This window comes from Pseudomonas fluorescens (genome assembly GCF_902497855.1).
In the GTDB taxonomy this organism is placed as follows: Bacteria; Pseudomonadota; Gammaproteobacteria; order Pseudomonadales; family Pseudomonadaceae; genus Aquipseudomonas; species Aquipseudomonas fluorescens_BI.
Genome location: NZ_CABVHU010000003.1, coordinates 156,571 through 169,600 on the forward strand (window position 1 = coordinate 156,571; position 13,030 = coordinate 169,600).

12 protein-coding genes are annotated in these 13,030 nt (G+C 60.7%); 8 read left to right on the forward strand and 4 right to left on the reverse strand.

Annotated features, from left to right (window positions below):
• Positions 1-28 precede the first annotated feature (28 nt).
• The 3 genes from F8N96_RS08290 to F8N96_RS08300 all read right to left on the reverse strand — a co-directional run bounded on the left by F8N96_RS08290 (position 29) and on the right by F8N96_RS08300 (position 2,490).
• Positions 29-412 carry a DNA polymerase III subunit chi gene (locus F8N96_RS08290; protein WP_150797392.1) on the reverse strand — a complete coding sequence of 128 codons (384 nt, stop codon included), beginning with the start codon at positions 410-412 and terminating at the stop codon, positions 29-31.
• Positions 413-420: 8 nt separating this feature from the next.
• The gene (locus F8N96_RS08295) at positions 421-849 is read right to left on the reverse strand and encodes a DNA polymerase III subunit chi (protein ID WP_150797393.1); all 429 of its coding nucleotides are present in this window, start codon (positions 847-849) and stop codon (positions 421-423) included.
• 150 nt (positions 850-999) lie between these two features.
• Positions 1,000-2,490 carry a leucyl aminopeptidase gene (locus tag F8N96_RS08300; RefSeq protein ID WP_150797394.1) on the reverse strand — a complete coding sequence of 497 codons (1,491 nt, stop codon included), beginning with the start codon at positions 2,488-2,490 and terminating at the stop codon, positions 1,000-1,002.
• Between the two features lie 281 nt (positions 2,491-2,771).
• Between F8N96_RS08300 and lptF the strand changes: the two genes are divergently transcribed.
• The 8 genes from lptF to pdxJ all read left to right on the forward strand — a co-directional run bounded on the left by lptF (position 2,772) and on the right by pdxJ (position 11,239).
• Complete coding sequence (gene lptF, locus F8N96_RS08305) at positions 2,772-3,893, forward strand: LPS export ABC transporter permease LptF (RefSeq protein ID WP_150797395.1); 1,122 nt, start codon at positions 2,772-2,774, stop codon at positions 3,891-3,893.
• Positions 3,886-4,947: an LPS export ABC transporter permease LptG gene (lptG, locus tag F8N96_RS08310; RefSeq protein ID WP_150797396.1), complete on the forward strand. Its 1,062-nt coding sequence runs from the start codon at positions 3,886-3,888 to the stop codon at positions 4,945-4,947. Before lptF ends, lptG begins: the two co-directional genes overlap by 8 nt.
• Before the next feature lie 171 nt (positions 4,948-5,118).
• A complete protein-coding gene (gene lepA / locus F8N96_RS08315; RefSeq protein ID WP_042932348.1) occupies positions 5,119-6,918 on the forward strand; it encodes a translation elongation factor 4 in 1,800 nt (599 codons plus the stop codon).
• A 5-nt stretch (positions 6,919-6,923) separates the two neighbouring features.
• A complete protein-coding gene (lepB, locus tag F8N96_RS08320; protein ID WP_150797397.1) occupies positions 6,924-7,778 on the forward strand; it encodes a signal peptidase I in 855 nt (284 codons plus the stop codon).
• A 184-nt stretch (positions 7,779-7,962) separates the two neighbouring features.
• A complete protein-coding gene (rnc, locus tag F8N96_RS08325) occupies positions 7,963-8,652 on the forward strand; it encodes a ribonuclease III (protein WP_010463056.1) in 690 nt (229 codons plus the stop codon).
• Complete coding sequence (gene era / locus F8N96_RS08330; protein WP_150797398.1) at positions 8,645-9,547, forward strand: GTPase Era; 903 nt, start codon at positions 8,645-8,647, stop codon at positions 9,545-9,547. Before rnc ends, era begins: the two co-directional genes overlap by 8 nt.
• A 174-nt stretch (positions 9,548-9,721) precedes the next feature.
• The gene (gene recO, locus F8N96_RS08335) at positions 9,722-10,411 is read left to right on the forward strand and encodes a DNA repair protein RecO (RefSeq protein WP_150797399.1); all 690 of its coding nucleotides are present in this window, start codon (positions 9,722-9,724) and stop codon (positions 10,409-10,411) included.
• A gap of 81 nt (positions 10,412-10,492) precedes the next feature.
• Positions 10,493-11,239 (forward strand): pyridoxine 5'-phosphate synthase, encoded by a 747-nt coding sequence (gene pdxJ / locus F8N96_RS08340; RefSeq protein ID WP_150797400.1) that lies wholly within the window; start codon positions 10,493-10,495, stop codon positions 11,237-11,239.
• Between the two features lie 129 nt (positions 11,240-11,368).
• On the opposite strand, the gene mltF is transcribed toward pdxJ, so the two are convergent.
• Positions 11,369-12,829, reverse strand: coding sequence for a membrane-bound lytic murein transglycosylase MltF (gene mltF, locus F8N96_RS08345; protein ID WP_150797401.1), 1,461 nt, complete (start codon positions 12,827-12,829; stop codon positions 11,369-11,371).
• Positions 12,830-13,030: the final 201 nt, after the last annotated feature.

Consider the following 13,030-nt stretch of genomic DNA (forward strand, 5'->3'; position numbering starts at 1 on the left):
GCCCGCTCCTACATTAGAATGGTGGTGTTTATTCGTACTGGCTGAGCAACCGGTCCATCCGCGCGGCGAGCCGGCGTTTGATTTCGGTTTCGATGTGCGGGGCGAAGTCGTCGATCACGTCTTGCATGATCAGCATGGCGGCTGAGCGCAGTTCGCCGTCCAGATGCAGCAGGGCATCCGAGCCTTTGCTGGCAGCCGGTGAAGGCTCGGCGGCAGGGGTGGGCGGTGTCGGTTCGACGGTAGGCTGGGAAGCGCTGACCGTATCGAACAACATCGGGATCTGTTCCTGATCATCGTCCTCGACCGTATCGGTCAGCAGGGGCGGTTGCAGGTTGTCGTCGCCGAGCAATTGCCGGATCGACTCGAGGTCGTCCAGCAGGTGCGCGGACTGTTGCTGTTTTGGAGTGTCCATCGGAATGCTCAGAGTCGCTGTAGACGGTGATCTTGCAGAGGATAGCCCTGTTCGCGGTAGAAGCGGAAACTCTCCCGCGCGGCCTGACGAATCGTCGGATCTTCAACCACCACTTCCGCCACGCGGGCGAATTGCCCGGCGAAGGTCGGGACTTTCAGGTCGAGGTTGACCAGCAGATCCTGATGCTGACCGCAGTCATCGCCCAGGCCCAGCACGATCGCCCCCTCGGGCTCGCTTTCGGCGGGACCGTGAGGCACGAAGCTTTCGCCCTTGAAGGCCCACAGCCGCGCATCGAGATCGTCACGCTGGGCGGCATCGCTGCAATGCAGGTAGATGCGGTGGCCCATGCGCCAGGCTTTCTCGGTGAGCTTGCAGGCGAAATCCAGCCGCGCCGACGGATCGGCGCTGGGCAGGACGTAGAAGTCGACTTTGGTCATTTGCGGTTCCTGGAATCAACTTCCGCGGAATCTGTAGGAGCGAGCTTGCTCGCGAAGGTCGTCAACGATTACGCGGGAAACCAGGTTAATCGCGGCGATCTTGAGTTTTTCGCGAGCAAGCTCGCTCCTACAGTGGTCAGTGAGCGATATTCAGGCCTTGGCGCGGTCCAGCAGGTATTGGGTCAGCAGTGGAACCGGACGGCCAGTGGCGCCCTTGTCCTTGCCGCCGCTGGTCCACGCCGTGCCGGCGATGTCCAGGTGCGCCCAGTTCAGGTTCTTGGTGAAGCGCGACAGGAAGCAGGCCGCGGTGATGGTGCCGGCTTTCGGACCGCCAATGTTGGCGATGTCGGCGAACGGGCTGTCCAACTGTTCCTGGTACTCATCGAACAGCGGCAGTTGCCATGCGCGGTCGTCGGCGGACTGGCCGGCGCTCAACAGTTGGCCGATCAGTTCGTCGTTGTTGCCCAGCAGGCCCGAGGTATGGGAGCCCAGCGCGACGACACAAGCGCCGGTCAGAGTGGCGATGTCGATCACCGCTTGCGGCTTGAAGCGCTCGGAGTAGGTCAGGGCATCGCACAGCACCAGACGGCCTTCGGCGTCGGTGTTGAGGATTTCCACGGTCTGGCCGCTCATGGTGGTGACGATATCGCCAGGGCGCGCAGCATTGCCGCTCGGCATGTTCTCGGCGCAGGCCAGAATGCACACCAGATTGATCGGCAGCTTCAGTTCGAGCACGGCTCGCAGGGTACCGAAGACGCTGGCGGCGCCGCCCATGTCGTACTTCATTTCATCCATGCCGGCGCCAGGCTTGAGGCTGATGCCGCCGGTGTCGAAGGTGATGCCTTTGCCGACCAGTGCGTACGGCTTCTCGGATTTCTTGCCGCCGTTGTACTGCATGACGATCAGGCGCGGTGGCTGGGCGCTGCCCTGGCCCACGGCATAGAACGAGCCCATGCCCAGGTCCTTGATCTTCTTCTCATCGAGGACTTCGACTTTCAGGCTCTTGAACTCCTTGCCCAGGCTCTTCGCCTGTTCACCGAGGAAGGTCGGGTGGCAAATGTTCGGCGGCAGGTTGCCCAGGTTGCGGGTAAAGGCCATGCCATTGGCGATGGCGGTGGCATGGGCCACGGCGCGCTCGACTTCGGCCTGTGCTGCCTTGATGGTCACCAGGGTGACTTTTTTCAGGGTGCGGGGCTCGGCTTTCTGGCTTTTGAACTGATCGAAGATGTACTCGCCGTCCACCAGGGTCTCGGCCAACAGGCGGGTCTTGCCGTAGCTGTCGCGGCCTTTGACCACGACTTCGTCCAGGGCCAGCACGGCATCGTTGCCGCCCAGGCCCTTGAGGGTATTGAGGACGCCGGCGATGATCTTGCGAAACGGGCGGTCGCCCAGCTCTTCGTCCTTGCCGACACCCACCAGCAACACACGCTCGGCCTTGAGGTTCGGCACGCTATGCAGCAACAGGCTCTGACCGACTTTGCCGGCCAGGTCGCCACGCTTGAGCACCGCGCTGATGGCGCCGCCGCTCAGCTCGTCGAGTTGGCGGGCGGTGGCGCCGAGTTTGCGGTCTTCGCCGACGGCGACCACCAGAGTGGCGGTCTTCAACGTTTCTGGGCTAACGCTTTTTACAACCAGTTCCATGTCCGGGTCCCTGAATGAATGGTCAACAACGCAAGCGTATGAACTTGCTTATAAATAGAAAGACGCAAGACGCGGTCTGCGACAAAGGCCGCAGTTTGAACCTCGCTGCCTGCGCCTGACAACCCTGGGTTGTACGATTGGCCCCCCGCGCCATTGCGCAGTGACAGGCGCACCCAATCACAGGATAATGCGCCAACTTTTTCGGCGGCTCTGCCCTGCGGGCCGTCTGATACGTTTTGCTTGTTTGGCCGCCTTAGCCTGACAACCCTGGAGTGTCTGGTTTGATTGTCTTTCGTTATCTGTCCCGAGAAGTCCTGTTGACCTTGAGCGCCGTCAGTGCGGTGCTGCTGGTCATCATCATGAGCGGACGCTTCATCAAGTACCTCGCCCAGGCGGCTGCCGGTCTTCTGGATCCGGGCTCGCTGTTTCTGATCATGGGTTTTCGCCTGCCGGGTTTCTTGCAGTTGATTCTGCCGTTGGGCCTGTTCCTCGGGATTCTGCTGGCCTACGGTCGTTTGTACCTTGAAAGCGAAATGACCGTACTGTCGGCCACCGGCATGAGCCAGCAGCGGCTGCTGGCCATGACGTTGTTTCCGGCCACCCTGGTGGCATTGGTGGTGGCGTGGCTCAGCCTGAGCCTGGCGCCGCAAGGGGCCAATCAGTTCCAGTTGCTGCTGAACAAGCAGGATGCCCTGACCGAGTTCGATACCCTTGAGCCTGGCCGTTTCCAGGCGTTGCGTGACGGAACGCGGGTGACCTACACCGAAACGCTGTCGGATGACCGCATCAACCTCGGCGGCGTGTTCATTTCGCAAAAGAACGTTTCCTCGGACAACAAGAAGGATCGCGGGATTTCCGTGCTGGTGGCCGAGAACGGGCGCCAGGAAATCCGCGCCGACGGTAACCGCTACCTGATTCTCGAAAACGGCTATCGCTATGACGGTAATCCGGGTCAGGCCGACTACCGGGCGATCAAATATGACGAGTACGGTGTATTGCTACCCAAGCCGGACGTCAGCGATGAAGTCACCGACCGTGACGCGATGCCCACCAGCGCCCTGCTGGGCAGCGACGACATCCGTTCCCGCACCGAATTGCAGTGGCGCCTGTCCTTGCCGTTGCTGGTGTTCATCGTGACCCTGATGGCCGTGCCGCTGTCGCGGGTCAATCCGCGCCAGGGCCGTTTCCTCAAGCTGCTGCCGGCGATTCTTCTTTATATGGCTTACCTGACGATCCTGATTGCCGCCCGCGGCGCCCTCGAGAAGGGCAAGATCCCGCCGGCGCTGGGGTTGTGGTGGGTGCATGCGATCTTCCTTGTCATCGGCCTGGGCCTGCTCTATTGGGAGCCACTGCGCTTGAAAATGGCGAGTCGCCGCAGCGCGCTGGAGGTGGCCCGTGGTTAAGCTCGATCGCTACATCGGCAGCAGCGTGTTCATGGCGATCCTGGCCGTACTGGGGATCATTCTCGGCCTGGCGACGCTGTTTGCCTTTATCGACGAGATGGGGGACGTCAGCGAAACCTACACCCTGGTCGATGTGTTGAGTTATGTCCTGCTGACCGCGCCGCGCCGTCTCTATGACATGTTGCCGATGGCGGCGCTGATCGGTTGCCTGATCGGCCTCGGCAGCCTGGCCAGTCACAGCGAACTGACCATCATGCGCGCCGCCGGTGTGTCGGTCGGGCGGATCGTCTGGGCGGTCATGAAGCCGATGCTGGTGCTGATGGTCGTGGGACTGCTGATTGGCGAGTACGTCGCCCCGGCGACGGAAGTCACTGCCCAGGCCAATCGCTCCCTGGCCCAGGGCAGTGGCGATGCGCAAAGCGCCAAGCACGGTCTGTGGCATCGCCAGGGTGACGAGTTCATCCATGTCAACTCGGTGCAGCCCAACGGCCTGCTGTATGGCGTGACCCGTTATCGCTTCGATGATCAACGCCACATGCTGTCTTCGAGCTTCGCCAAGCGCGCGGAATTCGACAAGGATCACTGGCAGTTGAGCGACGTCACGACCACGGTATTCCATGAAAAAAGCACGGAAGTGGTGACGACCCCGGTCGAGCGCTGGAACGTGGCGCTGAGCCCGCAATTGCTCAGTACTGTGGTGATGTCCCCCGATTCGCTGTCGATCACCGGCCTGTGGGGTTACATCCACTACCTGGCAGACCAGGGCCTGAGCAATGGTCGTTATTGGCTGGCTTTTTGGGTCAAGGTGTTGCAGCCGCTGGTCACCGCGGCCCTGGTGCTGATGGCGATTTCCTTCATCTTCGGTCCGTTGCGTTCGGTGACCCTCGGTCAGCGGGTATTCACCGGTGTGCTGGTGGGCTTTACCTTCCGCATTGTCCAGGATCTGCTGGGGCCTTCGAGCCTGGTGTTCGGTTTTCCGCCACTCCTTGCGGTGCTGTTGCCGGCCAGTATCTGCGCCCTGGCCGGGCTCTGGTTGCTGCGTCGGGCCGGTTGATCCCGGGTATTTCCCGTTCGGTCGATGACAAAGAAACGCCCCTGCCGCACGGCCGGGGCGTTTTTGTACATGCCGTCTGACCTGCAAACGTGACGCTTGCGCCGTGGATCAGGTACAATTCCCGGCTATTTTTCGGCGGGCTATGCCTGCAGCCTTTTTGAGTGTTGATCCGTGAGTGATTTGAGTCATATCCGCAATTTCTCCATCATCGCCCACATTGACCATGGCAAGTCGACGCTGGCCGATCGCTTCATCCAGATGTGTGGCGGCCTTGCCGAGCGCGAAATGGAAGCCCAGGTCCTGGACTCCATGGACCTGGAACGTGAACGCGGGATCACCATCAAGGCCCACAGCGTCACCCTGTATTACACCGCTCGCGATGGCATCAAGTACCAGCTGAACTTCATTGACACCCCGGGCCACGTCGACTTCACCTATGAAGTCAGCCGGTCGCTGGCGGCCTGTGAAGGTGCGTTGCTGGTGGTCGATGCCGGCCAGGGCGTGGAAGCGCAGTCGGTTGCCAACTGCTACACGGCGATCGAGCAGGGCCTGGAAGTCATGCCGGTGCTGAACAAGATCGACCTGCCGCAGGCCGATCCGGACCGCGTCAAGGAAGAAATCGAAAAGATCATCGGCATCGACGCCACCGATGCGGTCGAGTGCTCCGCCAAGACCGGCCTGGGCGTCGACGAAGTGCTCGAGCGTCTGGTTCACACCATTCCTGCGCCAACCGGCAACTACGAAGATCCGCTGCAGGCGTTGATCATCGATTCCTGGTTCGACAACTACCTGGGCGTTGTGTCCCTGGTACGCGTGCGCCACGGCCGTGTGAAGAAGGGCGACAAGATCCTGGTCAAGTCCACCGGCAAGATCCACCTGGTGGACAGCGTCGGTGTATTCAACCCGAAACACACCGCCACCGTTGACCTGAAGGCCGGCGAAGTGGGCTTCATCATCGCCGGCATCAAGGACATTCACGGTGCACCGGTGGGTGACACCCTGACCTTGAGCTCCACGCCGGACGTCGACGTGCTGCCAGGCTTCAAACGCATTCAGCCGCAGGTATACGCCGGCCTGTTCCCGGTCAGCTCCGACGACTTCGAAGATTTCCGTGAAGCCCTGCAAAAGCTCACGCTCAACGACTCGTCCCTGCAATACACCCCGGAAAGCTCCGATGCCCTGGGCTTCGGTTTCCGTTGCGGGTTCCTTGGCATGCTGCACATGGAAATCATCCAGGAGCGCCTGGAGCGCGAGTACGACCTGGACCTGATCACCACGGCGCCGACGGTAATTTTCGAGCTGTTGCTGAAAACCGGTGAAACGATTTACGTCGACAACCCGTCGAAGCTGCCAGACCTGTCCTCGATTGAAGACATGCGCGAGCCGATCGTGCGGGCCAACATTCTTGTGCCGCAAGAGCACCTGGGCAACGTCATTACCCTGTGCATCGAAAAGCGTGGCGTACAACACGACATGCTGTTCCTCGGTACCCAGGTCCAGGTGACCTACGATTTGCCGATGAACGAAGTGGTGCTCGACTTCTTCGACCGTCTGAAATCCACCAGCCGTGGCTATGCTTCGCTGGATTACCATTTCGACCGTTATCAATCGGCTAATCTGGTGAAACTGGATGTGCTGATCAACGGTGACAAGGTCGACGCCCTGGCGTTGATCGTGCACAAGGATAACGCGCACTACAAAGGTCGCCAGTTGACCGAGAAGATGAAAGAGCTGATTCCGCGCCAGATGTTCGACGTCGCGATCCAGGCCGCCATTGGCGGGCAGATCATCGCGCGGACTTCGGTCAAGGCACTCAGAAAGAACGTATTGGCCAAATGCTACGGCGGTGACGTTAGCCGTAAGAAAAAACTGCTGGAGAAGCAGAAGGCCGGTAAAAAACGCATGAAGCAAGTCGGCAACGTGGAAATTCCACAAGAAGCCTTCCTTGCAGTGCTCAGGTTGGATAGTTAGGTCCTATGTCACTAAATTTCCCGCTGTTGCTGGTCATCGCCGTGTTCGTCTGCGGCCTGTTGGCGTTGCTCGATCTGGTTTTCCTGGCGCCGCGTCGGCGTGCGGCCATTGCCTCCTATCAGGGCAGCGTCAGCCAGCCTGACGGGATGGTGGTCGAGAAACTGAACAAAGAGCCGCTGCTGGTCGAATACGGCAAGTCGTTCTTCCCGGTGTTGTTCATCGTGCTGGTCCTGCGTTCGTTCCTGGTGGAACCGTTCCAGATTCCTTCCGGCTCGATGAAACCGACCCTGGACGTTGGCGACTTCATTTTGGTGAACAAGTTTTCCTACGGGATCCGCCTGCCGGTGCTCGACAGGAAAGTCATCGCAGTGGGTGATCCGCAACGCGGCGATGTGATGGTGTTCCGCTACCCGAGCGATCCGAACGTCAACTACATCAAGCGTGTCGTGGGCCTGCCGGGTGACCAGATTCGCTATACCGCCGACAAGCGTCTGTTCGTCAATGGTGAGTCCATTGCCGAGCAACTGGTCGGCTCCGAGCCGGGCACGCTGGGCAGCGCCGAGCTCTACAAGGAAAAACTCGGCGTCACCGAGCACCTGATCCGCAAGGAGATGAGCCGCTACCGCGCCGCGCCGGACCATTCGTGGACCGTGCCCGCCGGGCACTACTTCATGATGGGCGACAACCGCGACAACTCGAACGACAGTCGTTTCTGGGATGATCCGAGCATTCCCAAGGATCTGCTGGGCATGGTTCCCGACAAGAATATCGTCGGCAAGGCCTTCGCAGTCTGGATGAGCTGGCCAGAACCCAAACTCAGTCACCTGCCGAATTTCTCGCGGGTTGGCCTGATCAAGTAATCACACACGGCGCTGTTGAACACAGCGCCGAATGCATTTCTGGAACCGGCACAATGGGCACCAGACGCATGAAAACAATGATATTCAGGATGTAATTTTTGAACACAGCGTTAATTGTCCCAAGCCTGCGCCGCACCCCGGCGATGGCGGTGGAATCCAGCCACGAACTCAGCGTGGGTAAACCGTGAGCGTCTCTTTAAGCCGTCTCGAGCGTCAGCTCGGCTACACCTTCAAGGACCAGGAGCTGATGGTCCTGGCCCTGACTCACCGCAGTTTTGCCGGGCGCAACAACGAACGCCTGGAGTTCCTCGGTGATGCCATCCTCAACTTCGTCGCCGGCGAGGCCTTGTTCGATCGCTTCCCGCTGGCCCGCGAAGGCCAGCTGTCGCGTTTGCGTGCCCGCCTGGTGAAAGGTGAGACCCTGGCCGTGCTGGCCCGCGGTTTCGATCTGGGCGAGTACCTGCGCCTGGGTTCCGGCGAGTTGAAAAGCGGCGGCTTCCGTCGCGAGTCGATTCTGGCCGATGCCCTGGAAGCACTGATTGGCGCGATCTACCTGGACGCCGGCATGGACATGGCGCGCGAGCGCGTGCTGGCCTGGCTGGCCGGGGAGTTTGAAGGCCTGACGCTGGTCGACACCAACAAAGATCCGAAAACCCGCCTGCAGGAATTCCTGCAGTCCCGGGGTTGTGAGCTGCCACGTTACGAAGTGGTGGATATCCAGGGTGAGCCGCATTGCCGGACGTTCTTCGTCGAATGTGAAATCACCTTACTGAATGAAAAAAGCCGAGGTCAGGGTGTGAGTCGTCGTATTGCCGAACAGGTAGCGGCCGCCGCAGCACTGATTGCCCTGGGTGTGGAGAATGGCAATGACTGATTCAAACGCAACTCTCTGTGGCTATGTTGCCATCGTCGGCCGTCCGAACGTGGGCAAGTCCACGCTGCTGAACCACATCCTCGGCCAGAAGCTCGCGATCACCTCGCGCAAGCCGCAAACTACCCGCCACAACATGCTCGGGATCAAGACCGAAGGCGCCGTGCAGGCGATCTACGTCGATACCCCGGGCATGCACAAAGGTGGCGAGAAGGCGCTGAACCGCTACATGAACAAGACCGCTTCGGCGGCGTTGAAAGACGTCGACGTGGTGATCTTCGTGGTTGACCGCACCAAGTGGACCGACGAAGACCAGATGGTCCTAGAGCGCGTCCAGTACGTCACCGGCCCGCTGATCGTGGCGTTGAACAAGACCGACCGCATCGAAGACAAGTCCGAGCTGATGCCGCACCTGACCTGGTTGCAGGAACAGCTGCCGAACGCGCAGATCATGCCGATCTCGGCCCAGCACGGGCACAACCTCGACACGCTGGAGCGGGTGATCGCCGAGCACCTGCCGGAAAACGATCACTTCTTCCCGGAAGACCAGATCACCGACCGCAGCAGCCGCTTCCTCGCCGCCGAGCTGGTGCGCGAGAAAATCATGCGCCAATTGGGCGCCGAGCTGCCGTACCAGATCACCGTGGAAATCGAAGAGTTCAAGCAACAGGGGAAAACCCTGCACATCCATGCGTTGATCCTCGTCGAACGTGACGGCCAGAAGAAGATCATCATTGGCGACAAGGGCGAGCGCATCAAGCGCATCGGCACCGAAGCGCGCAAGGACATGGAGCTGCTGTTCGACTCCAAGATCATGCTCAACCTCTGGGTCAAAGTGAAAGGCGGCTGGTCCGACGACGAACGCGCCTTGCGTTCGCTGGGTTACGGCGACTTGTAACACCCGGTTCCCGATACACCGGAGAACCCCTGTGGGAGCGAGCCTGCTCGCGAAGACGATGTAGCATTCAGCATTGATGTTGACTGTCACACCGCTTTCGCGAGCAGGCTCGCTCCCACATTGGTTTTGGGTTGTTTATAAAGCTGCTTTTCTTCATTGAGAACCCTGACTTCCATGTCCCCAACCCCACCCATCGGCCAACCCGCCTACGTCCTCCACTCCCGCGCCTACCGCGAAAACAGCGCTTTGGTGGACTTCCTCACGCCGCAAGGTCGGCTGCGGGCGGTGTTGCGCAGTGCCCGGGGCAAGGCCGGCACACTGGCGCGGCCGTTCGTGCCGCTGGAAGTCGAATTCCGGGGGCGGGGCGAGCTGAAGAACGTCGGGCGCATGGAAAGTGCCGGCGTTTCCACCTGGCTCATTGGTGAGGCGTTGTTCAGTGGCCTCTATCTCAACGAACTGTTGATTCGCCTGTTGCCCGCCGAAGACCCGCATCCCGCGGTCTTCGATCACTATGCCGCCACCTTGCTCGCCCTGGCTGAAGGCCGTCCGCTGGAGCCGCTGCTGCGCTCCTTCGAATGGCGGCTGTTGGACGATCTCGGCTACGGTTTCGCGCTCAACCGCGATATCCACGGCGAACCCATCGCACCGGACGGTCTCTACCGCTTGCAGGTCGATGCGGGCCTGGAGCGGGTCTACCTGCTGCAGCCCGGTCTGTTCAATGGCACCGAACTGCTGGCCATGGCCGACGCCGACTGGTCCGCGCCCGGCGCGTTGTCCGCCGCCAAGCGTCTGATGCGCCAGGCGCTGGCCGTACACTTGGGCGGTCGTCCGCTGGTCAGTCGCGAGTTGTTTCGCAAGCCGTAGAGTCTGTTGACCAAACGTCAACAGACCCTGGCTCCCCGTGTATGCTGTGCACCGAACTTTCCCTTCTTCAGGAGCGCTTCCGTGACCACCAGCAATCGCATTCTTCTTGGCGTGAACATCGACCACGTTGCCACCCTGCGTCAGGCCCGGGGTACTCGTTACCCGGATCCGGTCAAGGCAGCACTCGACGCCGAAGAGGCGGGCGCCGACGGCATCACCGTGCACCTGCGTGAAGACCGCCGGCACATCCAGGAGCGCGACGTGCTGCTGCTCAAGGATGTGCTGCAAACCCGCATGAACTTCGAAATGGGCGTCACCGAAGAAATGATGGCGTTCGCCGAGCGCATCCGCCCGGCGCACATTTGCCTGGTACCGGAAACTCGTCAGGAGCTGACCACCGAAGGTGGCCTAGACGTAGCGGGGCAGGAAGCGCGGATCAAGGCGGCAGTGGATCGCCTGGCGCAGATCGGCTGTGAAGTGTCGCTGTTCATCGATGCGGACGAGCGGCAGATCGAAGCGTCGCGTCGCGTCGGGGCGCCCGCCATCGAGGTGCACACCGGTCGTTACGCGGATGCCGAGACGCCGACGCAAGTGGCTGAAGAATTGAAGCGCGTGGCCGATGGCGTAGCGTTTGGCCTGGCCCAGGGCCTGATCGTCAATGCCGGTCACGGTCTGCACTACCACAACGTCGAAGCCGTGGCGGCGATCAAGGGCATCAACGAACTGAACATCGGCCATGCGCTGGTGGCCCATGCGTTGTTTGTCGGGTTCAAGTCGGCGGTGTCCGAGATGAAAGCGCTGATCCTGGCCGCCGCACTAAAGGGTTGAGATCGGCGGTGCTGCCTTCGAGGGCAAGCCTCGCTCCTACAGGTTTACGTCGACCCGCAATTGTGTGTTCGACGCAGATCCGTAGGAGCGAGGCTTGCCCGCGAAGGCGTCCTCGAAAACACCAGAAATCTAGAGCTGCGGGGTTTCCTGGTTCGGCTTGGTCTTGTCGACCCCCGGTACATGCAGGCTGCCTTCGGCGACCTGGTCGCCTTCAAGCTGCGGCTGCGTGACCCAGGTCAGGATGTCGTAGTAACGACGGATGTTCGCCACAAAGTGCACCGGCTCGCCACCCCGGGCGTAGCCGTAGCGGGTTTTGCTGTACCACTTCTTTTCGGACAGTCGCGGCAGGATCTTCTTCACGTCCAGCCACTTGTCCGGGTTAAGCCCTTCCTTGGCCGCCAGTTTGCGCGCGTCATCCAGGTGACCGCTGCCAACGTTATAGGCCGCCAGGGCAAACCAGGTGCGATCCGGTTCCTGGATCGAGTCGTCCAGCTGTTCCTTCATGTAGGCCAGGTACTTGGCGCCGCCCATGATGCTCTGCCTGGGGTCGAGTCGATTGGACACGCCCATGGCCTGTGCGGTGTTCTGGGTCAGCATCATCAGCCCGCGCACGCCGGTCTTGGAGGTGACGGCCGCTTGCCACAGGGACTCCTGATAACCGACCGCGGCCAGCAGGCGCCAGTCGACTTTCTCTTTCTTGGCGTACGCCTTGAAGTGCTGTTCGTACTTGGGCAGCCGTTGCTGCAAGTGCTGGGCGAAGGTGTAGGCGCCCATGTAGCCGAGCACATCGACGTGCCCGTAATAACGGTCCTTGAGGCGTTGCAGGGTGCCGTTCTTCTTGACCTTGTCGAGGTAGCTGTCGATCTCGTTCAGCAGGCTGTTGTCGTCGCCAAGCGCTACGGCCCAGCTCTGGTTGCTGGCATTGCCGAGATCGAAGGCCACTCGCACGTTGGGGAAGTAGACCTGGTTCATCGCGACTTCGTTGGAGTCGACCAGGGTCAGGTCGATCTGATCTTCATCCACCATGCGCAGCAGGTCGACGACTTCCACCGCATCGGACTCTTCGTATTGAATGCCCGGATATTTCTTTTTCAGTTCCGCCAGCTGCTCGGCGTGGGTGCTGCCCTTGAGCACCATGATCTTCTTGCCCACCAGATCCTTCGCACCGGTCGGCCGCGATTGGCCGTTGCGATAGATGATCTGAGGGGTGACTTCCAGGTAAGAGTGGGAAAACCGCACCTGCTTCTTGCGCTGCTCGCTGGCGACCAGGCCGGCGGCAGCCAGCACCGGGCCGTTGGGCTTGCCCACCTGGTTGAACAGGTCGTCGAGGTTGTCGGCGGTTTCGATCTTGAGCTCCACCCCCAGATCGTCGGCGAAGCGCTTCACCAGCTCGTATTCGAAGCCGGTTTCACCGTTGCGATCCTGAAAGTAGGTGGCCGGGCTGTTTCGGGTAACCACCCGCAGCACGCCATCCTCCTTTACGCGCTCAAGTGTGTTGGGTTTATCAACACAGCCACTGAGCACCAGGAAGAGTCCGGTTGCGATTAGCCATTTGGCATACCGCGGACGCAAAGCCGTTGGGGAAAACATCTTCGCAGTATACGCAAAGGACCACCAGCGCCATATCTCGACAGCGAAGGGCTAGTCTGTTAGAGGGTGAAAAACTCGCCCGGCGCCCGCAGGAATGGGCTTGCACGGCACTTCATGACACAAAAAATAACCCTTGGCGCGCTTCCCGCAGAGCCTGGGTTACGGCACTGCGCAGGCGCTCCGACGTCCGGGTACGGCCGT